The organism is Chachezhania sediminis (genome assembly GCF_009765275.1).
Lineage (GTDB): Bacteria > Pseudomonadota > Alphaproteobacteria > Rhodobacterales > Rhodobacteraceae > Chachezhania > Chachezhania sediminis.
Window position 1 is genome coordinate 642207 of record NZ_VOPH01000001.1, and the last position, 25688, is coordinate 667894.

The following is a 25688-nucleotide window of genomic DNA, read 5'->3' on the forward strand; positions in this document are numbered from 1 at the left end:
CCACGGATGGCAGGGCGGCTCCGGCAGGGTTCCGCCGGGGACCGCGGCTGCCGACTCGGCAATAATCCGCACGGGACGGGCCGAATGGGGCACGATGCAAGTGCATTCGGACCGCCTGTGCGGCCGACTCGGCCCCAGATGCACCCCGAGCCGACGTCAGCCGACGTGGAACAAGGTCGAAAACAGCTTCGGATCCAGCGAGGCCGCCTGGAAGGTCTCTCCCTCCACCAGCACCGACACCGCATCGTGGCTGTGCAGGCTTTCCTGGTGGCTGGCCACGACCCGGAAATCGCCGATCCTGGGATCCGCCTGAAGACCTGCACAGAAAAGCCGCGCCGCGTCCTCGACAAAGATCGGATTGGCCGCGTTCATCTCGGCAAAGGCCTGCTCGTCCTCGCGCTTGACCATCACCTGCGTCTCGGTCGGCACCGACCGCCGGCACAGTTCCACCAGGTCCTCGAACCACAGGCAATCGCCACCGGGTTCCAGCGCGACCGAAATCCGCGCAACCGACCGTTGCGAATGCGGCGTGGCCAGTTGCCCCCGTTCCGACCGCGCATGTTCGGACAGTTCCAGCGAACAGGGGCAGGTCGACGAATAGACATAGTCCAGATGCACGATCTTGCGCCGGACGCCCGCAGCTTCGACCAGCTCCAGCGCGATGTCGTAGTACTGATAGCCCTCCAGCCCGGAACGCAGGCTTTGCACCTTCATCGGGAAGGAAAACCGCATCTGGATCCGCGCATCCAGACTGTCCAGATCGGCCTTGTAATCGTCCAGCGCCGCCTCGATCACCTCGAAGCTGAAGCTTTTCTCTGCGTGGCGGTAGAAGCTGCGCATGATACGGGACATGTTGATGCCCTTGCGGTCGGATTCCAGGCTGACGGTCCCGGTCACGGATGTCTCCAGCGTCAGGTCGGATCCGTCGCGGCGATGGAACCGGATCGGCAGGCGGAAATTGGATATGCCCACATGCTGGATCGTCTGCCGCGCACCGCGGATCAGGCTGGCCGGCCCGTTCTGCAGGTCCGGCATCCGGGCGCGATAGGCGCCGTCCGCCACGAAATCGTCGGGATAGGCGCGCGAGAAGGTCGGATAGGCACCGTCCGCACCGCCCCCCCCGATCAGGCGGCGCAGGCCGGGATCCAGCTTGGCCAGTTCCTCTGGCGCCGCGCGTTCGGCCCAGCCCTTCAGAAGTTCCAGCGCCTCGCCGATGCGGCGCGCGTCGTTGGCACTGTCCTCGGTCGTCACGTGAACGTTCATTGGCCTTCCCCTTCGCCCGTGCGCCTCCACCAACCTGCGGCGCCACCGGGAAAAGATGGTTCCCCCGTCGCCGCAGTCAATGGTTTCCCTGCCCGGGCCCTGCCCGGACAGGGTCACAATAAAGGGGCCCGAAGCCCGTGGCCATGACCCCGGACTGCGCCGAGCCCGTTCAGATCGCTTCCAGTGCCTGCGCGATGTCGGCCACGATATCGGCCGTGTCCTCAATCCCCGCAGAGATCCGGACCAGCCCGCGGGTAATCCCCAGCGCCAGCTTCTGTTCTTCCTTCAGCCGCTGGTGGGTGGTGGTCGCCGGATGGGTGATGATGGTCTTGGCATCGCCCAGATTGTTGGAAATCTTGACGATCTTCAGGGCGTTGATGAAACGGAACGCCGCTTCCTGCCCGCCGGCCAGATCGATGGAAACGACCGTGCCCGGCCGTTTCATCTGGGCCGTGGCCAGGTCGTGCTGCGCATGGACCGGCAGCCCCGGGAACAACACGCGCGCGACCTTGGGATGGTCCAGCGCGGCCTCGGCCAGGGCCTGCGCGGTATCGCACTGGGCGTTGACCCGCAGGCTCATGGTTTCCAGGCCCTTCAGCAGGATCCAGGCGTTGAACGGGCTGAGCGCCGCACCGACATGTTTCATGTAGGGCTCGAAGGTGCCGCGGATGAACTCGGTCGTGCCCAGCACGACCCCGCCCAGCACCCGGCCCTGCCCGTCGATGTGCTTGGTCGCGGAATAGACCACCACATCCGCGCCCTGTGCGATCGCGTCCGAGAAGACGGGAGAGGCGAAGACATTGTCGACGATGACCAGCGCACCGACCTTGTGGGCCAGTTCCGCCACACCGCGGATGTCGACCACTTCCAGCGTCGGATTGGCGACGGATTCGAAGAACACGGCCTTGGTGTCGGGCCGCAAAGCGGCTTCCCACTGGGCCAGGTCGGTGCCATCGACAAAGGTCGTCTCGACCCCGAATTTGCCCAGCACGTTTTCCAGGATGAAAAGGCACGATCCGAACAGCGCCTTCGACGCCACGACATGGTCCCCGGCCTTCAGAAGTGCCATCAACGCGCCCGACACCGCCGCCATGCCCGAGGCCGTCGCGAAAGCGTCCTCTGCCCCTTCGATGGCGGCGATGCGTTCCTCGAACATCCGCACGGTCGGATTGCCGTAGCGGGCGTAGATATATTCATCCTCGCCGCATTCGATGAAACGGGCCTCGGCGGCCTCGGCATTCTCGTAGGCGAAGCCCTGGGTCAGGAAGATCGCCTCGGAAAGCTCGCCGTACTGGCTGCGACGGGTTCCGGCATGCACCGATCGGGTGCGTTGGCTCCAGTCCTTGGTCATGGTGTTCCTTTCAGGCCCTGCAAGGGCGCAAACAAAAAGCCCCCGACGCGGTCAAGCGAAAGAGGGCTTTCGTCTGACCTTTTAGCGGGATGTTTAACGTGGCCCGCAATCCGGTAACAAATCGCCACACGAAATGTCCTACAGCGACCCAGGGTGGTGCGTCAATCCGGTGGGCCGGATTTTACGCATCGCTGCCGAGGGGGCTCTGCCCCCGCCCGTGCCGGGCCCCCCGAGGGTATTTGAAGACCGAAGAAGCCAGCGGCCGCACGCAAAATGGTATCCGTGGGGTGCGTGATTCCTAAGCGCCTTGCCCACCGCGTCTTGTGGGTTCAGGATGCGTTAACCGCGCAACGTCACGGTCGTGTAATCGATCTTTCACCACGATTTCATAAGCCTGCCCCATAGCACCGGCATCCACGAACGGGCAGGGCGGACATGCCTTTACTCCGGATAAATGCCTGCGGGGAAGACCCCGTACTTCATGGTTCGGGCCAGGCAGCCGGGCCCGTTCTGGACCGATATGCGGATGCCGACGGTCCGGTCGTGGTGATGATCCACGGCTACAAGTACCTGCCCGGCCATCCCCATCACTGCCCCCATCTGGGGATCCTGTCCCCTGCCCCGCAGGTCGGCACCGGCACGCCCAGCTGGCCGCGGCAGCTGGGCTTCGGGGCGGGTCTTCCCGGTGAAGGCCTGGCCATAGCCTTCGGATGGGACGCGCGCGGGGCGCTCTGGACCGCGGAGCGGCAGGCGCGCCGCGCGGGCCGCGCGCTGGCGCAGGTAATCGGGCGCTTGCACACCGCTGCCCCGGGGCGGCCGGTCCACTTGGTGGCCCATTCCATGGGGACCGAACTGGCACTGGAAGCGCTGCATCATCTGCCGCCCGGCGCGATCGGCCGAATCCTGTCCCTGACCGGCGCCTGCTATCAAAGCCGGGTGGCCGGGGCGCTGGCCACGCCCGCCGGCCGCCGCGCGGAATTCGTCAACATCACCAGCCGCGAAAACGATGCCTTCGATTTCCTCTATGAACGTCTGATCGCGCCGCCCGCAGCCGGAGACCGGGCCATCGGCCAGGGCCTGGACCTGCCCAACCTGCTGACGCTGCAGCTGGATTGTTCCCGGACCCTGGCACATCTGGAACGTCTGGACTGTCCTGTCGGCGGCAGTGCGCGGCGGATCTGCCACTGGTCTTCCTATACCCGCCCGGGCGTCCTGCGCTTCTACGAGCGTCTGATCCGCCAGCCGGGGATTTTCACGCTGGACCGCTTGCGCCGCGGCCTGCCGGAAAGCCCGGAAAAGCGCTGGTCGCGTCTGATGTCCCTGCCGTCCCTGCCCCGCCCCTTGCCGTCCGGGATCGAGGCGTCATAGTCGTCCCCGGTTGACGAGGGGAAAGACGACATGACCGCACCGATCGCGCTCTATTATTGGCCCACGCCGAACGGCTGGAAAATCTCTATCGCGCTGGAGGAGATGGGTCTGCCCTACGAGACCTACCTGATCAACATCGGCCAGGGCGACCAGTTCCAGCCGGAGTTCCTGGAGATCGCACCCAACAACCGGATGCCCGCCATCGTCGATCCCGAAGGCCCGGACGGCGCACCGATCTCGGTCTTCGAATCCGGGGCGATCCTGCTCTACCTTGCCCGGAAGACGGGGATGTTCGGCGGCACGACGGAACGCGAACAGGTCGCCGTGCAGGAATGGGTCATGTGGCAGATGGGCGGGCTGGGGCCGATGGCCGGGCAGCTTCATCACTTCCTGATGTATGCCCCGAACCTGGAACCGCCGCACGACCTCCCCTATCCCAAGGACCGCTACCGGGCCGAGGTGGCGCGGCTTTACGGCGTGTTGGACCGCAAGCTCGCGAAGACGGAGTTCGTGGCGGGCGACTTCTATTCCGTGGCCGACATGGCGATCTGGCCCTGGGCGAGCCTGTGGAAGCGGCAGGAGCAGACGCTGGACGACAAGCCCAACCTGGCGCGGTGGCTCGACACGATCCGCGCACGCCCTGCGGTACAGGCCGGCCGAGGTCTCGCCGCAGAACGGCGCCACGATGCGTTGAAGGGCGGCAAGGCAGCGCAGGACCTGCTGTTCAAGCGGTAGCGGCGGTGCGTGGAAACCACGCACCCTACGGATGGCACAGGCGCGCGCCCCGGACTTCTTTGATCTTTAAATACCCTCGGGGGAGTCGCCCGCAGGGCGGCGGGGGCAGCGCCCCCGACCTCTGCCACAGCACGTAATCTGACGCACCAGACCTGGATCGATGGTCCTGCACCGACCGTGGAGGGGGCTCTGCCCCCGCCCGTTCCGGGCCCCCCGAGGGTATTTAAAGATCAAAGAAGTCCGGGGCGGATCCTCAGGATTTTTCCTCGGGGTCCTCGATCAGGTATTTCTGCATCGACAGGATCTGGATCCAGAGGAAGGCCACCAGGGCCAGGGGGAAGCCGAAGGTTTCGATCTTGACCCAGGCGTCGGTCGACATGGTGCGCCAGACGAATTCGTTGGCGGCTGCCAGGATCGTGAAGGCCAGGCACAGGCGGCGGGTCAGGATCATCCAGCCCTCGTCCTCCATCGGCAGCATTTCCGACATGACATAGGCCAGATAGGACTTGCCCTGCAGAAGGCCGATCCCGAGAAGGATCGCGAAGGTGCCGTAGACCAGCGTCGTCTTCATCTTGAAGAAGCGTTCGTCGTTGAACCAGGCGGTCAGCGCGCCGAAGAAGATCACCATGACCGCCGTGAAGATCTGGATCCGCGAAAGCTTGCCCGACAGGACGTAGAGCACCCCCATCGCCGCCAGCAGGATCGGCACGAAAAGAACGGTCGAGACGATGAAGCCGGAGTATTCCGTCGTGCCCAGCATGAAGCTTTGGTCGCGAAGCCTCAGGTAGATCAGGAAGAAGGCCACGGTCGGGCCCAGTTCCAGCACCTGCTTCAGAAGCGGGTTGATTGTCTTGGGGTCGGACATGCGATCTCCTAGCTGCCGAATTCCACGATCACGGCACCCAGCGCGATCAGGGCCATCAGGGTCAGGCGGCGCGGGCCGACCGTTTCCTTCAGGAAGAAGTAACCTATGGCGGCCGCGAAGACAGTCGAGGTTTCGCGCAGGACCGCCGCCTCGCCCACCTTGTCGAGGCGTGTGGCCAGCATGATCGACCCGAAGCTGCCGAAGGCCACCAGCCCGCCGATCACGCCGCGCAGCATCAGGGGGCCGGGCGTTGGGCGGTTTTCCATACGACGCCAGTGCCAGTAGGCATAGAAGGGCATGGTCATGCCGTCGAACATGAAGAACCACGCAAGGAACGTGAACGGGTTTTCCGCCGCGCGGATGCCATAGGCGTCGATAGTGGTATAGAGAGCCACGAACAGGCCCGTCGCCACAGCGAAGGTCAGCGCCAGGGGCAGCTTCTCGCGGTTGGAATCGAGGAAGATCATGTTGTAGATCGCCAGCCCGAAGATCCCCGACAAGAGCACGGCGACGCCCAGCCACTGCAAGGGCGTGAAGATTTCACCGAAGACGAAAAAGGACCCGATCACGGTGAAGAGCGGCCCAAGGCCCCGGACGACCGGGTAGACGACGGTATAGTCGCCGGCGACATAGGCCAGCCCCTGCAGGATCTTGTAGACGATGTGGATGCCCACGACGATCGCGAAGATCGGCCACATGTCGGGCGCGGGCCAGGGCACGACGAAAAGCGCGAAGGGCGCGGCCATCACGCAATAGGAAAAGTCGATTGCGCCCCGGGACAGCCAGGGGTCGTGCCGTCCCTTCTGCAGCGCGCCAAAGACCGCGTGCAGCAGGGCCGCCGTCAGGGCCAGCACCAGGGCGATGTCGTGGCCGGCTTCGGTGCCGGCCAGCGCGAGGATGTCGGCGCTCAACTGTCGGCGACTCCCCCGGGCCTGCGCGCGGCGATCCCCGCTTTCATCTTCCGGGTCCGCCGGACAGGCCGGTCAGGGCATTGGCGAAATCCTCGGGGTCGAAAGGCGCCAGGTCGTCGATCTGTTCGCCCACGCCGATGGCGTGAATCGGCAGGCCGAACTTGTCGGCCAGCGCCACCAGCACCCCGCCCCGAGCCGTGCCGTCGAGCTTGGTCATCACCAGGCCGGAGACGTCGGAGATCTTGCGGAAGATTTCCACCTGGCTCAGCGCGTTCTGGCCGGTGGTGGCGTCCAGCACCAGGATCGTGTTGTGGGGCGCGGACGGGTCCTTCTTGCGGATGACGCGGACGATCTTGGCCAGTTCCTCCATCAGGTCCTGGCGGTTCTGAAGCCGCCCGGCCGTGTCGATCAGAAGAAGGTCGGCGCCATCCGCCTCGGCCTTGGTCATGGCGTCGAAAGCCAGGCTGGCGGGGTCGGACCCTTCGGGCGCGGTCAGGACCGGCACACCGGCCCGGTCGCCCCAGACCTGAAGTTGTTCGACGGCCGCTGCGCGGAAGGTGTCGCCGGCAGCAATCACCACCGACTTGCCCGCCGCCTTGAACTGGGACGCCAGCTTGCCGATGGTCGTGGTCTTGCCCGACCCGTTCACGCCCACGACCAGCACCACCTGCGGGCGCTTGGGATAGATCGGCAGAGGACGGGCCACGGGTTCCATGATCCGCGCGACCTCGGCCGCCAGAAGTTCCTTGATCTCGTCGACCGACAGGCGCTTGCCGAACCGGCCTTCGGCCATGTTGGCGGTGACCCTCAGGGCCGTGTCGACGCCCATGTCGGACTGGATCAGCAGCTCCTCCAGCTGTTCCAGCATGTCGTCGTCCAGCACGCGGCGGGGCACGGCGACCTCGGTCCGGCCGAAAAGGCGGCCCATGACACCTTGCGGCTTTGCAGGGGCGGGTCCCGGCGCAGGTTCCGGGACTGGGATCGGGACCGGTTTGGGAGCGGCCCGCGGGGTCGGAGCCGGTTGGGGCGCGGGTGCAGGCGTTGGTGCGGGTTTCGGCGCGGGAGCCGGCTGCGGAACCAGATCGGGCACAGGATCCGGGGCCGGTGTCAGATCCGGGGCCGGTGCGGGCGCAGGGGCCGGTGCAGGGATCGGTTCGGGGGCCGTGGTGGGTGCTTCCGCCTCGACCGCATCCTCTTCGCCGCCGTCGGCCACGATGGACTTCAGCCCGTCGTCCAGCTTGGAGGACGACTTGAACATGCGGTCCCTGAGTTTGCCAAAGAACGACATGGGGCTCCTTTCGCGCGGCACGCCTCCTCACCTAATGCGGTTTTGCCGGATTGGAAAGGTCAGGCGGGCAACAGTCCCGCAGGGATCGCGCCCGAGGTCAGTCCTGCTGCCCCAGCGCACGCCAGCCGATGTCGCGGCGGCAGAAGCCTTCTGGCCAGTCCACCCGGTCGACCAGCGCATAGGCCCGGTCGCGCGCCTCCTGCAACGTCGCGCCCCGGGCGGTCAGGTTCAGCACCCGCCCGCCGGCCGCCTTGTAGGCCCCGGCGGTACCGGAAGTACCGGCGTGGAAACACATCTCGAAGCTGGTCTCCAGCATGTCGTCCAGACCGTTGATCGCCGTGCCCTTGACGTAGTCGCCGGGATAGCCTTCGGCCGCCATGACCACCGTCATCGCGTGATCGTCAGCCCAGTTCACCTGCATCTCGGCCAGCCGGCCGGTGGCGGCGGCCAGAAGCAGGTCCAGCACCTGCGCGCCAAGGCGCATCATCAGCACCTGGCATTCCGGGTCGCCGAAGCGGACATTGTATTCGACCAGCCGGGGCTGGCCGTCCTTGATCATCAGGCCCACGAAGAGGACGCCCTGGAAGGGCGCGGCGCGGCGCGACATCTCGGTCATCGTAGGGCGGACAATCCGGTCCAGCACCTTGTCGGTCACTGCATCCGTCATCACGGGCGCCGGGGAATAGGCGCCCATGCCGCCGGTGTTCGGGCCGGTATCGCCCTCGCCCACGCGCTTGTGGTCCTGGGCCGTACCAACCGGCAACACCGTTTCACCATCGCAGAGAACGAAGAACGACGCTTCCTCGCCATCCATGAATTCCTCGATCACCACCTCGGCGCCGGCGTCGCCGAACTGGCCGCCGAACATGTCGTCGATGGCCTCGAGCGCGGTGGCCTCGTCCATGGCCACGACCACGCCCTTGCCCGCGGCGAGACCGTCGGCCTTGACCACGATGGGCGCGCCATGCTCGCGGATATAGGCCCTGGCCGGTTCCGCCTCGGAAAAGCGGGCCCAGGCGGCGGTGGGGGCACCGGCGGCGTCGCAGACTTCCTTGGTAAAGCCCTTCGATGCCTCCAGCCGGGCCGCCTCGGCCGAGGGGCCGAAGACCCGGATGCCGGCATCGCGCAGGCGGTCTGCCACACCGGCGGCCAGCGGTGCCTCGGGCCCGACGATGACGAAGTCGATGGAGTTCTCTTCGGCAAAGGCCACGACGGCGCCGCCGTTCATGATATCGACGCTGGCGCAGGTCGCGATCTGGGCGATCCCCGCATTGCCCGGCGCCACGATCAGCTTGTCGCATTTCGGGTTCTGAAGCACTGCCCAGGCCAGCGCATGTTCGCGCCCGCCGCTGCCGAGGATCAGAATGTTCATGCGCCCGCGTCCCTGCTGTCCTGTCGTTGATCCAGCGCCTTCTAGGACGGGCGCCCGGGGCCGGCAAGACCGGACCGCCCCCACCGGGTCCCGCGACGCAGATCGTCATCGCCGTCCCGGGCCCGTTCGGCCGATATGCGTCCCCATCCCGAGGCACCGGCAACCTGCCGGGTGCCATACCGGTCGTGCCCGGCAGCGGACCCCGGTTTGGCGGGTGGTTCAGATTGCAAGCGCAGGGAATGCGGCCCGACAGTTGATTTCGCGCCCCAGCTGCGGACCCGCTCTCATCGGGACTGTCACAGGGCTCGCCGTCACGATCCTGCCGGGCGACGACAGGGCCCGAGCCGCTGGCGACACCTGCACGCCGGTCCTGAGCACCCCGGAAGCCCTCGGCCTCGCACTGCTGCTGAACGGTCGCTCCTCGGTATCGCCCGTTTGCATCTGCGAAGATGTCGGGACGGCCGTTTCGGATCCCGTGCCCTGCCCTCGATCGCCCGGCGGCATGGCAGGCACGGCCCCGGGACACCGTCCGATCCGCGGCCCAGACAATTCGGCCCCCTGCCCCGGCTTTCGTCCGGCCGCAGGGTCCGTTAGGACTGTGGAACCCATGGCCTTCAGGATGACCCGATGAACGACCTGATCGACGATCCCACCCCGGGGCAGAACCTTCCGGAATTCTCCGTCTCGGAAGTGTCGGGCGCGATCAAGCGCACGCTGGAGGACCAGTTCGGCCGGATCCGCGTGAAGGGCGAGGTCGGGCGTGTCTTCAAGGCGCGGTCGGGGCATCTGTATTACGACATCAAGGACGACCGGAACGTCCTTTCCTGCACCACGTGGAAGGGTCAGGTCAGCCAGCTTTCCGTCGTGCCCGAGGAAGGGCTGGAGGTCGTGGTCACCGGCCGCCTGACCGCCTATGGCGCGCAGTCCAAGTACAACATGAACGTGGACGAGGTTGCCGTCGCAGGCCAGGGCGCGCTGATGGCGTTGCTGGAAAAACGCCGCAAGACGCTGGCGGCCGAGGGACTTTTCGATCCGGACCGCAAGCAGCCGATCCCGTTCCTGCCGGAAATCATCGGCGTCGTCACCTCGCCGTCGGGCGCGGTGATCCGGGACATCCTGCACCGCCTGCGCGAACGCTTTCCCCGCAAGGTGCTGATCTGGCCGGTGGCCGTCCAGGGCGCCAATTGCGCGCCCGAGGTCGCCCGGGCGATCGAGGGCTTCAACCGCCTGACGCCCGGCGGCGCCCTGCCCCGGCCCGACCTGATCATCGTCGCCCGCGGCGGCGGATCGGTCGAGGACCTGTGGGGCTTCAACGAGGAAGCCGTGGTCCGCGCCGCCGCCGGGTCGAGGATCCCCCTGATCTCGGCCGTGGGGCACGAGACGGACACGACCCTGATCGACCACGCGTCGGACCTGCGGGCACCGACGCCCACCGCCGCGGCCGAACTGGCCGTGCCGGTCCGGCTGGAGCTGATCGCGACCGTCGATGCGCAAGGCGCGCGCCTGACCCGGGCGGTGACCCGCGGTGCTGGCCTGCAACGGCAACGGATGGAAGACCTGTCGCGCGCCCTGCCCCGGGCCGACAGCCTGCTCGACACGCCGCGCCAGCGGCTGGACCGCGCTGGCGACGGGTTGCAGGTGGCGCTGGAACGGTTCGTGCAGCGGCGCAGGCTGGACCTGTCGAACCTGTCGGGCGGCCTGCGCCCGTCGATGCTGACCCGTCTGGTCGCGGCCGAGAAACGGTCCCTGCGGCAGGCTGCGGCCGGGCTGGACCCGGCGCTGGCCCGGTCCGTCCGCCTGCGCCGCGAACGATTCGATGCCCGCGCCGCGCGGCTATCGCCCCGGGCCCTGCAGCGCGAGGTTAAGGACGGCACCCAGAAGCTGGATGCGCTGTCCGCCCGCCTGTCGCGCGCCGGCACGGCGCAGATCGACATGCTGCGCAAGCGCCTGGCGGCCGCCGACCGGATGCACGAAACGCTAAGCTACAAGGCAACGCTGGAACGCGGCTATGCCGTGGTGCGCAGCGGGGCAGAGGTCATGACCACCCGCGCCGATGCCGCCAAGGAAACCTTGCTGGAGGTCGAATTCCGCGATGGCCGCCTGACCGTGGCGCCGCAGGGCGACAGGCCCGCAAAGAAGACGCCACCGAAGCCGGAACCGGAACAGGGGTCGCTGTTCTGATCGGGCTGTCCTGATCGGGCTGGCCTGATCAGACGCCGACCTGCGGGCCCTTGCACTGCATCTGGTTCCCGGTGTCCTGCGCCTCGTAAAGCTCGGTCGACTGGGGATTGTCCTCGAACCTCGCGATCAGGCCGCCGGGACCTTCGCGGAAGGTCCAGCATTGCGGGTCCAGGCGATCCTCGTAGACGAAGCAGATCTGGCCGCCGGTCTCGTACCATTCGCCGTACTTGCAGTCGCCGTCCAGGAAGGACCAGATCACCTTGCGCCCGTCCATATAGCGTTCGGCGCCATAGGCCGTGCCGTTCTGGGCATAGAACAGGGTCTTGCCGCGGGTATAGGCGTCGAACTGGTCGGCCGACATGGGTTCGGCCGCCGAAACGGCGCCGGTCGTCAGGGTCGCCGCCACCGTCAGGGCGAGCGCGGGAATCAGGGTGCGAAAGTCCATGCGCAACCATGGCAGATCGTCTGTTCCCGTGCCACTGCGGCCCGTGTCGCAACGGCCCTGCGCTCAGGAGATCGGCAGCCCGTTGCCGCCAAAGGCGGCCTCCCGCGCGCCTTGTCGCCCCTGCCTGCCCGCAAAGCCGGCGGGGATGGTCGTTTTTTGCCCTGCAGTCCGGTCCCGGTTCCGGGTACAAGGGCCGGTACATGCGCAGGAGAGGGAGGGGCCCATGGCGCTCGACGAGCATCAGTCGCCCAGGGACAGTGGCAAGGGGGTCTGGAAATCCGGCCGTGGCAAGGGCCGGCGCACGCCCAAGGGCCGCCAGGTGGACGACGCCGCCTGGGACCGGGTGAAGGCGCTTTTGGGCGATGCGCCCCGCCGCCGCGACCTGCTGATCGAGTTCCTGCACCTGATCCAGGATGCATATGGCCACCTGTCGGCCGCCCATCTGCGCGCTCTGGCCGAGGAAATGCGCCTGTCCATGGCCGAAGTCTATGAAGTCGCCAGCTTCTACGCCCATTTCGATGTGGTGAAGGAAGGCGAGATCCCGCCCCCCGCCCTGACGATCCGGGTCTGCGACAGCCTCAGCTGCGCGCTGGCGGGCGCCGAGACGCTGCTGGAGGCGCTGGAAGACGGGATGGATCCTTCGCAGGTCCGCGTCCTGCGCGCGCCATGCATGGGCCGCTGCGACACGGCGCCGGTGCTGGAACTGGGCCATCACCACATCGACCACGCAACCGTGGAAAAGGTCGAACAGGCCATCGCCGACGATCACACCCACCCGACCGTGCCCGACTATGAAGGCCTTGATGCCTACCGCGCCGATGGTGGCTATGACCGGCTGCTGGAGCTGCGCGAAAACGGCGACTGGGAACACGTGCAGGACCAGGTCCTGAGCGCGGGCCTGCGCGGGCTGGGCGGTGCGGGCTTTCCGTCTGGCAAGAAGTGGGGCTTCGTCCGGGCCAATCCGGGCCCGCGATACCTGGCCGTGAACGGAGACGAGGGCGAGCCCGGCACCTTCAAGGACCGCCATTACCTGGAACGCCAGCCGCACCTGTTCCTGGAAGGCATGCTGATCGCCGCCTGGGCGGTCGAGGCGCAGACCTGCTTCATCTACCTGCGCGACGAATACCCGGCGATCCACGCGCTGCTGAAGGTCGAGATCGCGGCGCTGGAGGCGGCAGGAATTGTCCAGCCCGGCTATATCGACCTGCGCCGCGGCGCCGGCGCCTATATCTGCGGCGAAGAAAGCGCGATGATCGAATCGATCGAGGGCAAGCGCGGCCTGCCCCGCCATCGCCCGCCCTTCGTGGCCCAGGTCGGTGTCTTCGGGCGGCCGACGCTGGTCCATAATGTCGAGACGCTGAAATGGATCGCCCGGATCTGCCGTGAAGGCCCCGAAGTCCTGTCGGGGTTCGAGGTCAACGGCCGGACCGGCCTGCGGTCCTATTCCGTTTCGGGCCGGGTGGCGAAACCCGGCGTTTACCTTCTGCCCGCCGGCTCCACCATCCTGCAGGTAATCGACGCCGCAGGCGGTATGGCGCCGGGCCACGTCTTCAAGGCCTACCAGCCGGGCGGGCCGTCCTCGGGCCTGCTGCCGGCCTCGCTGGACGACGTGCCGCTGGATTTCGACACGTTGCAGCCGCATGACAGCTTCATCGGCTCGGCCGCCGTCGTGGTGCTGTCGGATCTGGACAGCGCGCGCGACGCAGCGCTGAACATGCTGCGCTTCTTCGAGGATGAAAGCTGTGGCCAGTGTACCCCCTGCCGGGTGGGGTGCGAAAAGGCGGTGAAGCTGATGCAGGCGCCGAAATGGAACCAGCCCCTGCTGGAGGAGCTTTGCACCGCGATGGCCGATGCCTCGATATGCGGTCTGGGCCAGGCTGCGCCGAACCCGATCCGCCTGACCATGCGCCATTTCCCGGACGAGGTCTGAGGGCACGTCCGGCGATCAATCGCCGAACCGACGGCATGGATGTGACAGCGCCGATCCTCCGGTCTCTGGCTGTAGGGTCTGCGCTGCAGCCCCTGCTGCCGGGCCTTCGCGCCCCCTTCTGACAGGCCGGTGTCCCCAGGGTGTGAATCGCACCCCACCTCAGCCGGTCCTGCGCCCGGGGGCCGGGCGAGAGATCCGACGCGGAGTCGGCGCCGCGGCGCTGGCTTCAGCGACAGTCCAAGACAGCGGGCAGGCGCGATGCGGGACCGACAGCATGGGCCGTCACGCGGCGCTCTTCCATCGCGACGACCACCACCCGGTCCCAGTTGCCATCCAGCAGCACCAGGTCCGGCCGGGCGCCGCAGGTGCGGACCCCGCCCGAAATGAAGTCATCCCCGATCCGGTGATTGGTCACACCCGGGGCCGCGGCGACAGGCGTCAGCCCGCCATCGCGGAAGCGCAGGATCTTCAGCTCTTTCGCCAGGTGCGGACGGTCGACATAGGCGATCTCCACCAGCCCGTCGCCATCCAGGTCCGCGGCGCCTGCCGGCGCCAGCCAGCGATGTGGCCGCCCGATCGGATCGGTCGCGGCGATCTTGCCCGTCTCGTCATAGATGGCCAGTTGCGCGCCGCGGGCGACGTCGGTTTCCACGACGATCACTTCGGGCGTGCCGTCGCCGTCCACGTCGGCCAGGCGCGGCGCGATATCCTCGAAAACGCGGGTATCGGGCAGAACATAGGTGACGAGGGCCCGGGCATCGCCGTCGCGGATCTCCAGCTCCAGCGCGCCCCACTCCACGGCATCCCCCAGGACGCCGTGATCGTAGCGAGTGGTGGGCTGGACATAGCACGCAGCCACGATCTCCGCTGCCGCCCCGGCAGGGAAGCAGAGGGCCAGCAGAACCGCAGCCCAGATTGCAGCGCCGAATGCGGCCCGGGAAAAACCCCCGGCCGCCGCGATCATCAGATCTGCTTTTCGGGCATCTGGACGACCAGACCGTCCAGCGCATCGCTGACCCGCAGCTGGCAGGTCAGACGCGACCGCACCGGGTCCGGCTCGAACGCGAAGTCCAGCATGTCGGCTTCCATGTCGTCCTTCTCGGGGAGCTTCTCGACCCATTCCGGCGCCACGTAGACATGGCAGGTCGAACAGGCGCAGGCACCGCCGCAATCCGCCTCGATCCCCGGGATGTTGTTGTCGCGCGCACCTTCCATCACGGTCAGACCGTTGGGAACGTCGACGACATGGGGGGTTCCGTTGTGCTCGATATAGGTGATCTTCGCCATTGCAGCAGGCTCCTGAAATCTTCGCTGGCCTGTGTAGCGGGCCATTCCGAAGCGTTCCACCCCCTGTTTGACGCAGGAACCACGGACCATGCGGGGCTTGATGCCGCGCTCTCGACTTTTACGGCATATGTTCTATTTTCGTTCTCATGCCCACGCCTCCTGTCCCCGATTACGGTTCCGACTACGACCGCCCGCGCGGCCGGCCCCGCGACTGGCCGCGCCCGCCGTCCTGTCTGCCTGCGGCAATGCTGGACCTGCCGCCCAACGGCGCGCGGCTGACGGTGGCGGGGCTGGTGATCCTGCGCCAGCGGCCCGGCACCGCCAAGGGCGTAATCTTCGTCACGCTGGAGGACGAGACCGGCGTCGTGAACGTCATCGTCTGGCGCGCGGTCTATGAACGCTTTCGCCGCGCCGTGATCGCCGGGCGCCTTCTGCGTGTCACCGGGCGCCTGCAACGTGCGCACGAGGTGACCCATATCCTGGCGGACGAAGTCGAAGACCTGTCCGCCCTGCTCGATACCCTTGTCGCCCCGCCGGACGCGGCGGAAGGTCCCGATGCCGGGGACTGTTCCAGGGACCCGCCGCCGGGATAGGATGACACAGGATGCAACGCGACAGACGGGGACAGGGGATGACCAGCCGCAAGGCGACGGCGCCCGCAGGCAATAGGCGCGCGCGCGCGCTCTGCGCCCTTGCCGCTGCCGTCCTGCTGTCCGCCCTTGGTGCCTGCAGCCTGCTTCCCGGGACCGGCAAGACCGACGGCCAGGGCGACGGGCCAGACGCCTGCACCGCCACCTACAGCCGTCCCGAGGTTACGAAGACCGTCACCGAACAGAAACTGGTCCGCGCCGCACGGCCCGCCCGCGGCAACCGCCCGGCCCAGCCTGCCGAATACCGGACCGAGTCCCGCGAAGAGATCGTCCAGACCGCCGAAACCCGCGACATCGCCGTCCCCTGCCCCGACCAGCTGACGCCCGAGGTGATCCAGACCCTGCAGCGCGCGCTGACGGCACGGGGCCTGTATTCCGGGCCGGTCAACGGCACGATGGGGCCGATGACCCGCAGCGCGGTACAGGCCTATCAGCGGTCGACCGGGCTGGACTGGGACGTCCTGACCTTGAAAGCGGCGCAGAATCTTGGCCTCGTCACCGTGCCTGTGGACCGAAAGGTATGAAAAACCGGTAATTGACCATGCGTCACCATAAGTTCATTCTGGTACGAGATCGGGCCCGGATGCGACGCGCATCAGGCCGGCCGGGGGCCGGTTCCGGGCACGACCGGGAGAAGTGGGAATGTCCAAACGGGTGCTTCCGCAGACAGGTTTTCTGTCGGCGGCATCGGCGGAGTTGAAAGCGATGCTGAACGCATTGGCCACAGAAGTGTCCCTTGCCCCGCAAGAGGTCCTGTTCCAGCAGGGAGACACGGGCGACGCCTTCTATGCCGTGCAGTCGGGCCAGCTGGAAGTCAGCGTGCTCAGCCAGGACGGACGCAGGCTGGTTCTGGCCATGGTCTGGCCCGGAGGCCTTTTCGGTGAGATCGCGCTGTTCGATCCCGGTGTCCGCACGGCGACGCTGACGGCGGTCGCGCCCAGCAAGGTGCTTCGGGTACGCAATGCCGACGTGCTGGCCGAAATCCGAAAGGCGCCGGATCTGGCGGTCGACATGATCCTGCTGGCCGGCCAGCGGATGCGGGCCATGAACCAGCAGTACAGCGAACAGGTGTTCCTGCCCCTGCCCGCACGGCTGGCGCGCAAGGTGCTGATGCTGACGACCGAACAGGGCGACCCTGACCGGCCGCTGAAACTCAGCCAGTCGCAGCTGGCGGAATTCGTCGGCGCCACGCGCGAGGCGGTGTCGAAGACCCTGTCGGAATGGCGGAAGCTGGGCGTGGTCGAGGTCAGCCGCGGCGGGCTTGCGATTGCCGACCGGCCGGCGCTGGAAGCCCTGGCAGAGCCGGATCGCATCTGATGGGACAGCCGGCCACGATTTCACCGCGCGGTGCAGCGATCGGGCGCCCGGTCAGCTTAATGAACGATTGATTGGCATTTGTTTGCAAAGCTCTGCAGAAATTCGCCCATTTTGTGAAACCGTTCACATTCACGGGACGCAAAGTCGGTCAGGTTGTAAGAACGAACGATAGATACCGCAAAAGAATTGATGAACACATTCGGAGACGCGCCATGACGGCCCCTAGCCTACACAGCCCGGTGACCTGCGCCGCCCTCTTCGGAACGGCCGCCCGAAAACCCGGGTCCGCCGGGACCGTGGCCGCCTGGATCGCGGACCAGGGTCAGTTGCGGGGCTGGACGCCGCCCTACGCCCCGCGGACCATCTGACCCGGGGCTCTTACGGGTCCTGACCGACCGGACAGAACAGGAATTCCCGGCCCTAATCCCCATCCCCAGGGCCGGGACCGACGACCGGATTGTCCCCCCAATGACAGCCGGTTGTCGAGGAAGATCCGGGTGCGGCACACCCATCCCATCCCCAGAAAGCCGCAACCCGGATCTTCCCACCCCATTTGCGGGCTGCTCTCCTCCCGGCCCGCACCGCAAGGTCTGCGCCTGTCCCAGTCCTCCCGGGCTCCTGGGCGCAGCCAAAAGAAGACCCCCGCACCGGCACGGTACGGGGGTCTTTTTCGTCCGATGTGCGGGCCCCGGTGTCGGGGCCCGTCCGGATCGTTACTCGTCGTCTTCCAGCGACAGGGCGACGAAGCGCGGCTCGCCGGCGCGGCGGACCAGAAGCAGGATCGACTTGCGGCCTGCATCCTTGGCTTCGGTGATCCGCTCTTCCAGACCGTCCAGCGTCTCGACCTTCTGCTGGCCGGCTTCGGTGATCACGTCACCGGCGCGCAGGCCCTTGTCGAAGGCCTGGCTGGCCTCGTCGACCGACAGAACCACGAGACCGGTCGAATCGTCCGGCAGGCTCATCTCTTCGCGCATCTGCGAGGTCAGCGGGCGGAGCGACAGGCCCAGCACGTCCAGCTGCTCGTCCGAGCCGCCCTCTTCGCCCTGCATGGCGACCGGCACGGACTCTGCCTCTTCGCGGCGGCCCAGGGTGACCTTGAACTCCTGCGTCTTGCCATCGCGGAAGACCGTCACGCGGACCGTCTTGCCGACGGTGGCGCTGCCGACTTCGCGGACCAGTTCGCGGGTGTCCTTCACGTCGACGCCGTCGAAGGCCAGGATCACGTCGCCCGACTTCAGACCGGCTTCCTGAGCCGGACCTTCCGGCACGTCGGTGATCAGCGCGCCTTCCGGCTTGTCGAGACCGATGGCCTCGGCCACATCGTCGGTCACGTCCTGGATGCGGACGCCCAGCCAGCCGCGGCGGGTTTCGCCGAATTCACGCAGCTGGTCGACGACCTTGGTCACGACGTTCGACGCCATCGAGAAGCCGATCCCGATCGAACCGCCATTGGGCGACAGGATCGCGGTGTTCACGCCGATCACGTCACCGTCCATGTTGAACAGCGGACCGCCCGAGTTGCCGCGGTTGATGGCAGCGTCGGTCTGAATGTAATCGTCGTAGGTGCCCGACAACGCACGGTTCCGGGCCGAAACGATCCCGACCGAGGCCGAGAAGCCCTGTCCCAGCGGGTTGCCCATGGCCAGGACCCAGTCGCCCACGCGGGCCTGGTCCGAATTGCCGAAGCTGACGAAGGGCAGCGGCGTATCGCTTTCGACCTTCAGCAGCGCGATGTCGGTCTTGGGGTCGGTGCCCACCAGTTTCGCCGGCATCTCCTCGCCCGAGAAGAATTCGATGGTGATCTCGTCCGCGCCATCGATGACGTGGTTGTTGGTCACGACATAGCCGTCTTCGGAAATCACGAAGCCCGAGCCCAGCGCCGACGACTTGCGCGGCTTGCGGCCTTCGGGGCCGTTGCGGTCACGGAAATCGCGGAACAGGTCCTCGAACGGGGACCCTTCGGGGACGATGCCCTGCGGTGCCGTCGGGCGTTCGACCATGGTGGTGGTAGTGATGTTCACGACCGCCGGGCTGATCTTTTCGGCCAGTGGCGCCAGGCTTTCGGGCTTGGCCTGCGCGACCATGGTCTGGGCGACAAGGAACAGAAGCGTGAGCGCCCCCAGGACCATCGCCCTTGCCCGGGCGGCGCTGCCGTCCAGGCGGGACGACGGGAAGGGAATTGCCTGTAGCTGCAATGGAGCTCTCCTTGGTGGACTTTTCGTTGGCTGCCATCAGACGCGGTTGGCCGGACTGGACCGGCAAGGGCGTCTATCAGTGAGTGCATTCTAGTGACACTTGCGACACAGAAGAAGCAAGACACGAGACGGTTAACCGAAAGTGACTGGACTGTGAGACTTTGTAACGAAACCGCCCTCTGGGGCAGGGTTTCGCCGGTTCCGGAACGATTTTGATTCGATTTTTCGTCACATTGTTTCGTTCAGGGGCCGCGCGTGCGCATTTACGTGAACGGACCGACGCGACTCGGGCATCGTTTCGCCCACCCCGGGACAGGCCCTGCCCCGGAAAAGCAAAGGGCGGGTCAGAACCCGCCCAGAAGCCATGCCATCCAGATCAGCACCACGCCCAACGCACAGGCCAGAAGGCCGCTTTGCCGGCGCATGGATTCCGGCAGGCTGCGCATGATTTCCAGAAGGCGCTCGGCCAGCCCGGGCGCCATGACCCAGACCAGCCCCTCGATCACCAGAACCAGGCCGAGGCCCAGGAGAAGCCAGGCCACGGCACGGGTCCCCCTCTTAGTCCGACCCTGAGGCGGCCGGTGCGGGTGCCGGCGTGGCGGCATCGGCGGGCGCCGCCGTGCCGGTCCCGGCCGGTGCCGTGGCGGCCGGCGCGGTCGTGGCGGGTGCGGCTGTGCCCGTGTCCGCCGGTTGCTGCCGGATGCTCACGCCCGAATCCTGCTCGGTCGTGACACCGGTGGCGGCACCGCTGTCCGAGGTATCCTGGAACTGGATGCCCGTCGGTGCGGCATCGGCATCGGCGATGGCTTCGGGCATCGTCTCGCCCGGGCGCAGCGGCGAGCGCAGGTAGGTAAAGAACTCGCTGTCGGGCGACAGGACCAGCGACGAATTCGTGCCCTTCAGCGCACGCTCGTAGGCGCTGAGCGAGCGGTAGAACTCGAAGAAATCGGCATCCTGCCCGAAGGCTTCGGCGAAGATCGCGCTGCGGCGGGCATCGGCCTCGCCCCGGATGATGTCGGACTGACGCTGCGAGTCGGACACCAGTTCCACCACGGTCCGGTCGGCCTGGGCACGGACACGCTGCGCCGCTTCCGAACCGCGGGCGCGTTCGTCGGTGGCTTCGCGTTCGCGTTCCGCCCGCATCCGTTCGAAGGTCGCCTTCAGGTTCGCTTCGGGCAGATCGGTCGCCTTCAGGCGCACGTCCACCACCTCGACGCCCAGGTCCTTGGCCTGGCTGATCGCGCGGTCGCGGATCTGCTTCATCAGCGCGGCCCGGTCGGAACTGAGGATGTCGTCGGACGACACCCGGCCCAGAACTTCGCGGGTCTGCGCGTTCAGGATGTTTTCCAGACGGCTTTCCGCGGTGCGGATGCCGCCCGGACCGACAGCCCGATAGAACTGTTCGGTGTTGTTGATGCGGTAGCGCGCGAAGGCATCGACCACCAGACGGCGATCATCGGAGGGCGTGATCTCCAGCGGCTGCATGTCGATCGACAGGATCCGGTCGTCATAGGTCACGACCTGCTGGATCAGCGGGATCTTGAAGGCCAGGCCGGGTTCGTCCTTGACCGCGACGACGCGGCCGAACTGAAGCACCAGGGCCCGCTCGCGTTCCTCGACGATGAAGATCGAGGACATGATGCCCACGACGATCACGACAATGGCGGGGATGATGAAGGTGGACTTGCGCATCAGTTCGACCCCTGCTGAGAGTTGCGGGTCAGTTCGTTCAGCGGAAGGTACGGGACGACCCCCTGCCCGCCGTTCGGATTGTCCATGATGACCTTGTTCACGTCACCCATCACCCGTTCCATCGTTTCGAGGTAGAGACGCTTGCGCGTCACCGCCGGGGCCTTTTCGTATTCGTGCAGCACCGACAGGAAGCGGCTGGCTTCACCTTCGGCCAGGTTGATCACCTGCGCGCGATAGGCTTCGGCCTCTTCCAGAAGCTGGGCGCTTTGACCGCGGGCTTCGGCCAGGACCTTGTTGGCATAGGCATCGGCCACGTTCTGCAGCCGGTCACGCTCCTGCGCAGCGGCCTGCACTTCGCGGAAGGCGTCGATCACCGGCTCCGGCGGGTCGGCCCGGTCGAAGTTGACGCGCACGATGTTCACGCCGGAACTGTAGCTGTCCAGCGTCTGCTGGATCAGTTCCTTCAGCCGTTCTGCAATGATACCGCGGTCGCGGTTCAGGATCGGCGCCAGTTCGGACTGGGCGATGATCTCGCGCATGGCGGATTCAGACACGGCACGGATCGTGGCAGAGGGGTCGCGCAGGTTGAAAAGATAGTCGGCCGCGTTCTTGATGTTCCAGACCACCTGGAAGTCGATGTCGACCACGTTGGCGTCGCCCGTCAGCATCAGGCCGCTATCGCCGCCGGCACCCTTGCCCATCTCCTCGGTCCGTTCCGGCGTGACCGAGACGACCTCGGCCGTGACCAGGGGCCAGGGGGCAAAGTTCAGGCCGGATCCGCGGACGCCCGAATACTTGCCCAGGAAGAGTTCGACCGCCTGTTCACGGTCGTTGACCACGTAGACGCTGGTAAAGACCCAGAGGGCGAAGGCCGCGAGCACGCCGATGACGATCATGCCGCGAGTGACCACGGGGCCGTTGCCGCCGCCATTGCCATCGCCGCCGGACTTGTTGCCGCCCCCGCCGCCGCGGCCGCCCATCAGGACGCGCAGCTGATCCTGGCCCTTGCGGACCAGTTCCTCGATCTCGGGGATCTGGGGTTTGTCGTCGCCGCGCCGGCCGCCGTTGCCGCCGGAACCGTTGTTCGATCCGTTCGGACCGCGGTCGCCGCCATCGCCGCCGCGCGGACCACCGCCGCCACCCGTTCCGCCGCCCCAGGGACCGCCACTGTTGCCCGCCATGCTTTCCGTTCCTCCGCTCGCCGCCGTGGTCGTCCGTGTCGTCCGTTGCGGCTTTCGTTTGGTCTACTACCTGTGCGGCAGACCGTAGAATTCAACCCCGGTGCGACGCATCGGGGAGGCTATGTCACCCTGTGGATACCCTTCAGGCCGTGCGTACCGGGGCACGCATGGTCACAAGCTCTTCGGACATGGTCGGGTGTACCGCAACCGTCCGGTCGAAGTCTTCCTTGGTCGCGCCCATCTTTACCGCGATGCCGGCAAGCTGGATCATCTCGCCCGCCTGCGGCGCCACGATGTGGCAACCCAAGACCTTGCGCGTCTCCTTTGACACGATCAGCTTCATCAGCACCCGGTCCGGCCGGTCGATGAAAGAGCTCTGCATCGGCCGGAACGAGGTCGCATAGACTTCGATCGGCTCCTGCTCGCTGGCCTCTTCCTCGGTCAGGCCGACGGTGCCCAGTTCCGGCTGGGTGAAGACGGCGCTGGGAACCAGCTTGTGGTCGACCGGGGTGGGGTTGCCCTTGAAGACGGTCTCGACAAAGGCCATGCCCTCGCGGATCGCGACCGGGGTCAGGTTGATACGGTCGGTCACGTCGCCGATGGCATAGATCGACGGCACCTTGGTCTGGGAATACTCGTCTACCACGATCTCGCCCCGGCGGCCGATCTGGACCCCGATGTCCTCCAGCCCCATGTCGTCCGAATTGGGTGCGCGCCCGGTGGCGAACAGCACCTGGTCGAAGACCTTCTCGTCCCCGTTCGTGGCCTTCACGAGGATCCCGTCGGACGCCTTTTCCATCGACAGGATATTGGTGCCGGTGCAGATCTCGATACCCTTCTGATGCATCTCGGTCGCGACTAGGCCGCGGGCCTCGTCATCGAAGCCGCGCAGGATCTGCGCGCCGCGGTAATACAGCGTCACATCGACGCCCATGCCCTTCATGATACAGGCGAATTCGCAGGCGATGAAGCCACCGCCCAGGATCAGGATCGACCTGGGCAGTTCCTTCACATGGAAGATGTCGTCGGACACGATCCCCAGCTCGGCCCCGGGAATATCGGGCCGGACCGGCCGGCCGCCGGTGGCGATCAGGATATGCTTGGCCGTCACCGTTTCGCCCGTGCTAAGCTCCACGGTGTGCGGGTCCTTCAGGCGCGCGCGCGCATCGAAGCTGATGACGCCCGATCCTTTCAGCAGGTTGCGATAGACGCCTTCCAGCCGGTTCAACTCGCCCTCCAGGCGGTCGTGGAACGCGCCCCAGTCCAGGCCGCCGGCCGAAACCTCCCAGCCGTAGGCGCGTGCATCCTCCATCGCGCCGGCATAGGTCGACGCAAACACCATGAGCTTCTTCGGAACGCAGCCACGGATGACGCAGGTGCCACCATAGCGGTCCATCTCGGCCAGCGCCACCTTGGCCCCGGTCTCGCCCGCTGCGACCCGTGCCGCACGCACGCCGCCGGAACCGCCGCCGATCACGAAAAGGTCATAGTCGAATGCCATCTGCACGTGTTTCCTGTCCTATCCTGTCGTCTGCCGCCGCGCTGCAACCGGCCGACCCCTTCTGCCGACTCGGGCCACGGTTGTCACGCCCGCAAAGCGCCTTTGACGCCCATTGGCACCGCGCGCACGGTCATCCGGGCTGATCTGGGCGCTTCATGCCGAAAAGCAAGCGCTGCGGACACTTTGGCCGCACCGGAGCGGCCGGTGCAAAAGCGGCGAGGCACGGATGTGACACGGAAGACCGGACCTCACGCGCAATTTTCCCGGGTGGCACGAATGCCCCGTTGCCAGACATGCCGCGGCGCAGCTAGGAAGACATATGCAGATCTACCTGCCCATCGCCGAAGTTTCGGTCAACGCGTTCCTGGTTCTGGGACTGGGGGGAATCGTCGGCGTGCTGTCCGGCATGTTCGGCGTGGGGGGCGGTTTCCTGATCACGCCCCTGCTGTTCTTCATCGGCGTACCTCCGGCCGTCGCCGTGGCCACCGGCGCGAACCAGATCGTCGCCTCGTCCTTTTCCGGCCTTCTGGCGCATCTTCAACGCAAGACCGTGGACCTCAAGATGGGGGTGGTGCTGCTGATCGGCGGCATTGTCGGCGCCGCCATCGGCGTATTCGTCTTCAACTACCTGAAAAGCCAGGGCCAGGTCGATCTGTTCGTCCGGCTGACCTATGTCCTGTTCCTGGGCGTGGTCGGCGGGCTGATGTTCATCGAAAGCCTTTCGGCCCTGCGCCGGTCCAAGCGCGCCCCCGTCTCGACCGAAAGGCGCAAGCGCAACTGGGTTCACACGATGCCGTTCAAAACGCGGTTCAAGACCTCGGCGCTTTACATCTCGGTCATCCCGCCGATCCTCGTGGGGTTGCTGGTCGGGATCCTGGCCGCGATCATGGGCGTGGGCGGCGGCTTCATCATGGTGCCGGCGATGATCTATATCCTGGGGATGCCGACCAAGGTCGTGGTCGGGACCTCGCTGTTCCAGATCATCTTCGTGACCGCCTTCACCACGCTGCTGCACGCGACCACGAACTATACCGTCGACGTCATGCTGGCGGTGCTGCTGATCCTGGGCGGCGTGATCGGGGCACAGTTCGGCACCACGCTGGGCCTGAGGCTGAAGGCCGAACAGCTGCGAATCCTGCTGGCCGGCCTGGTCATCGCCGTCTGTTTCAAACTGGCGCTGGACCTGCTGATCCAGCCGGCCGAGCTGTATTCCCTGACGCGGATCGGGGGCCACTGACCCATGCCGGCCCGCCGCCTTTGTCCCGTCTTGACGGCCCTGGCCCTGGCCCTGGCCGTTCCCGCCCTGGCGCAGGAGCAGGGACAGGAGGCGTCGAAGACGCTGGAACCGATCCAGCAGCAGGACGTGCAGGAACAGGCCCTGGATGGCGAACAGATCGTGGTGGGCCTAAGCCGCGACCGGGTGGCGATCACGACCCAGTTCGACGGGTCGGAAATCCTGGTCTTCGGCGCGGTCAAGCGGCAGGCGCCGATCCCCGAAAGCCCCCCGCTGGAGGTCGTCATGACCATCGCAGGCCCGTCCACGCCGGTGCTGGTCCGCAAGAAAGAGCGTCGCTTCGGGATCTGGGTAAACACTCAGGCGGTGCTGGTCGATGCCGCCCCCAGCTTCTACACCGTCGCGACCACCGGCCCTATGAAGCAGGTCCTGAGCGATACCGAAGATCTGCGCTGGCGGATCTCGATCCCCCGGGCGATCCGGTCGGTGGGGGCCCCGTCGAATGTGCTGGATTCCGAAAGCTTCACCGAGGCACTGATCCGCATCCGCGAGGAGGATGACCTTTATCAGGAACTGGTGGGCAAGGTTGCGCTGGACGAGGAAACGCTGTTCCGCACCGCGATCTCCATGCCGTCGGCGCTGACGGAAGGCAATTATCACATCCGGATCTTCCTGACCCGCGGCGGAGAGATCGTGTCCCACTACACCACCACCATCGACGTGCGGAAGGTGGGGCTGGAAAGGTTCCTCTTCACGCTCTCGCGGCAACAGCCACTGGCATATGGCCTGATGTCGCTGGCCATCGCGATCGCGGCCGGCTGGGGCGCCTCGGCAGCGTTCCGGGCGTTCAAGCGCTGATCTCCGACCTCTGGCCGTAAGACGGGACTGGAACACATTCTCCTTGCCCCGCTGCGGCAGACCC

23 protein-coding genes and 1 riboswitch are annotated in these 25688 nt (G+C 66.5%); of the genes, 9 read left to right on the plus strand and 14 right to left on the minus strand.

The window, feature by feature from the left end:
• Positions 1-156: 156 nt before the first annotated feature.
• Entirely contained in the window at positions 157-1263 is a 1107-nt protein-coding gene (folE2, locus tag FQK05_RS03005) for a GTP cyclohydrolase FolE2 (RefSeq protein WP_158964386.1), read from the minus strand.
• 169 nt (positions 1264-1432) lie between these two features.
• Positions 1433-2614, minus strand: a complete 1182-nt coding sequence (gene metZ / locus FQK05_RS03010; RefSeq protein WP_158964387.1) for an O-succinylhomoserine sulfhydrylase — start codon at positions 2612-2614, stop codon at positions 1433-1435.
• A gap of 61 nt (positions 2615-2675) precedes the next feature.
• A riboswitch (SAM riboswitch) is annotated at positions 2676-2752 on the minus strand.
• A gap of 411 nt (positions 2753-3163) precedes the next feature.
• On the opposite strand from metZ, the gene FQK05_RS03015 reads away from it, so the two are divergent.
• Both FQK05_RS03015 and FQK05_RS03020 read left to right on the plus strand, forming a co-directional pair.
• Positions 3164-3982 carry an alpha/beta hydrolase gene (locus FQK05_RS03015; protein WP_233270337.1) on the plus strand — a complete coding sequence of 273 codons (819 nt, stop codon included), beginning with the start codon at positions 3164-3166 and terminating at the stop codon, positions 3980-3982.
• Positions 3983-4012: 30 nt separating this feature from the next.
• Positions 4013-4717 carry a glutathione S-transferase N-terminal domain-containing protein gene (locus FQK05_RS03020; RefSeq protein ID WP_158964389.1) on the plus strand — a complete coding sequence of 235 codons (705 nt, stop codon included), beginning with the start codon at positions 4013-4015 and terminating at the stop codon, positions 4715-4717.
• A gap of 253 nt (positions 4718-4970) precedes the next feature.
• On the opposite strand, the gene FQK05_RS03025 is transcribed toward FQK05_RS03020, so the two are convergent.
• The 4 genes from FQK05_RS03025 to purD form a co-directional block, all read right to left on the minus strand.
• Positions 4971-5582 carry an inner membrane-spanning protein YciB gene (locus tag FQK05_RS03025; RefSeq protein ID WP_158964390.1) on the minus strand — a complete coding sequence of 204 codons (612 nt, stop codon included), beginning with the start codon at positions 5580-5582 and terminating at the stop codon, positions 4971-4973.
• Positions 5583-5590: 8 nt separating this feature from the next.
• Complete coding sequence (locus tag FQK05_RS03030) at positions 5591-6493, minus strand: EamA family transporter (protein WP_158964391.1); 903 nt, start codon at positions 6491-6493, stop codon at positions 5591-5593.
• A 43-nt stretch (positions 6494-6536) separates the two neighbouring features.
• Positions 6537-7781 carry a signal recognition particle-docking protein FtsY gene (ftsY, locus tag FQK05_RS03035; RefSeq protein WP_158964392.1) on the minus strand — a complete coding sequence of 415 codons (1245 nt, stop codon included), beginning with the start codon at positions 7779-7781 and terminating at the stop codon, positions 6537-6539.
• 97 nt (positions 7782-7878) lie between these two features.
• Entirely contained in the window at positions 7879-9153 is a 1275-nt protein-coding gene (gene purD, locus FQK05_RS03040) for a phosphoribosylamine--glycine ligase (RefSeq protein WP_158964393.1), read from the minus strand.
• A gap of 627 nt (positions 9154-9780) precedes the next feature.
• On the opposite strand from purD, the gene xseA reads away from it, so the two are divergent.
• The gene (gene xseA, locus FQK05_RS03045; RefSeq protein WP_158964394.1) at positions 9781-11334 is read left to right on the plus strand and encodes an exodeoxyribonuclease VII large subunit; all 1554 of its coding nucleotides are present in this window, start codon (positions 9781-9783) and stop codon (positions 11332-11334) included.
• Between the two features lie 28 nt (positions 11335-11362).
• On the opposite strand, the gene FQK05_RS03050 is transcribed toward xseA, so the two are convergent.
• The gene (locus tag FQK05_RS03050) at positions 11363-11779 is read right to left on the minus strand and encodes a hypothetical protein (protein WP_407644482.1); all 417 of its coding nucleotides are present in this window, start codon (positions 11777-11779) and stop codon (positions 11363-11365) included.
• 223 nt (positions 11780-12002) lie between these two features.
• Between FQK05_RS03050 and FQK05_RS03055 the strand changes: the two genes are divergently transcribed.
• Complete coding sequence (locus FQK05_RS03055) at positions 12003-13709, plus strand: NAD(P)H-dependent oxidoreductase subunit E (protein ID WP_158964395.1); 1707 nt, start codon at positions 12003-12005, stop codon at positions 13707-13709.
• Between the two features lie 226 nt (positions 13710-13935).
• On the opposite strand, the gene FQK05_RS03060 is transcribed toward FQK05_RS03055, so the two are convergent.
• Positions 13936-14673, minus strand: a complete 738-nt coding sequence (locus tag FQK05_RS03060; RefSeq protein WP_158964396.1) for an FG-GAP repeat domain-containing protein — start codon at positions 14671-14673, stop codon at positions 13936-13938.
• The gene (locus FQK05_RS03065; protein ID WP_158964397.1) at positions 14673-14996 is read right to left on the minus strand and encodes a 2Fe-2S iron-sulfur cluster-binding protein; all 324 of its coding nucleotides are present in this window, start codon (positions 14994-14996) and stop codon (positions 14673-14675) included. Before FQK05_RS03065 ends, FQK05_RS03060 begins: the two co-directional genes overlap by 1 nt.
• A 146-nt stretch (positions 14997-15142) precedes the next feature.
• Between FQK05_RS03065 and FQK05_RS03070 the strand changes: the two genes are divergently transcribed.
• The 3 genes from FQK05_RS03070 to FQK05_RS03080 all read left to right on the plus strand — a co-directional run bounded on the left by FQK05_RS03070 (position 15143) and on the right by FQK05_RS03080 (position 16963).
• On the plus strand, positions 15143-15589 hold the full coding sequence (locus FQK05_RS03070) for an OB-fold nucleic acid binding domain-containing protein (RefSeq protein WP_158964398.1): 447 nt from the start codon (positions 15143-15145) through the stop codon (positions 15587-15589).
• A gap of 38 nt (positions 15590-15627) precedes the next feature.
• Complete coding sequence (locus tag FQK05_RS03075; protein ID WP_158964399.1) at positions 15628-16170, plus strand: peptidoglycan-binding domain-containing protein; 543 nt, start codon at positions 15628-15630, stop codon at positions 16168-16170.
• 118 nt (positions 16171-16288) lie between these two features.
• Entirely contained in the window at positions 16289-16963 is a 675-nt protein-coding gene (locus FQK05_RS03080) for a Crp/Fnr family transcriptional regulator (RefSeq protein ID WP_158964400.1), read from the plus strand.
• A 713-nt stretch (positions 16964-17676) separates the two neighbouring features.
• Here FQK05_RS03080 and FQK05_RS03085 read toward each other — a convergent pair.
• The 5 genes from FQK05_RS03085 to gor all read right to left on the minus strand — a co-directional run bounded on the left by FQK05_RS03085 (position 17677) and on the right by gor (position 23532).
• A complete protein-coding gene (locus tag FQK05_RS03085) occupies positions 17677-19092 on the minus strand; it encodes a DegQ family serine endoprotease (RefSeq protein WP_158964796.1) in 1416 nt (471 codons plus the stop codon).
• A 410-nt stretch (positions 19093-19502) separates the two neighbouring features.
• Entirely contained in the window at positions 19503-19700 is a 198-nt protein-coding gene (locus FQK05_RS03090) for a DUF2065 family protein (RefSeq protein WP_158964401.1), read from the minus strand.
• 16 nt (positions 19701-19716) lie between these two features.
• Entirely contained in the window at positions 19717-20850 is a 1134-nt protein-coding gene (gene hflC, locus FQK05_RS03095; protein WP_158964402.1) for a protease modulator HflC, read from the minus strand.
• Positions 20850-22031 carry an FtsH protease activity modulator HflK gene (gene hflK, locus FQK05_RS03100; RefSeq protein ID WP_158964403.1) on the minus strand — a complete coding sequence of 394 codons (1182 nt, stop codon included), beginning with the start codon at positions 22029-22031 and terminating at the stop codon, positions 20850-20852. Before hflK ends, hflC begins: the two co-directional genes overlap by 1 nt.
• Before the next feature lie 142 nt (positions 22032-22173).
• Complete coding sequence (gor, locus tag FQK05_RS03105; RefSeq protein ID WP_158964404.1) at positions 22174-23532, minus strand: glutathione-disulfide reductase; 1359 nt, start codon at positions 23530-23532, stop codon at positions 22174-22176.
• A gap of 319 nt (positions 23533-23851) precedes the next feature.
• On the opposite strand from gor, the gene FQK05_RS03110 reads away from it, so the two are divergent.
• A complete protein-coding gene (locus FQK05_RS03110; protein ID WP_158964405.1) occupies positions 23852-24769 on the plus strand; it encodes a sulfite exporter TauE/SafE family protein in 918 nt (305 codons plus the stop codon).
• 3 nt (positions 24770-24772) lie between these two features.
• Positions 24773-25624, plus strand: a complete 852-nt coding sequence (locus FQK05_RS03115) for a TIGR02186 family protein (protein WP_158964406.1) — start codon at positions 24773-24775, stop codon at positions 25622-25624.
• Positions 25625-25688 lie beyond the last annotated feature (64 nt).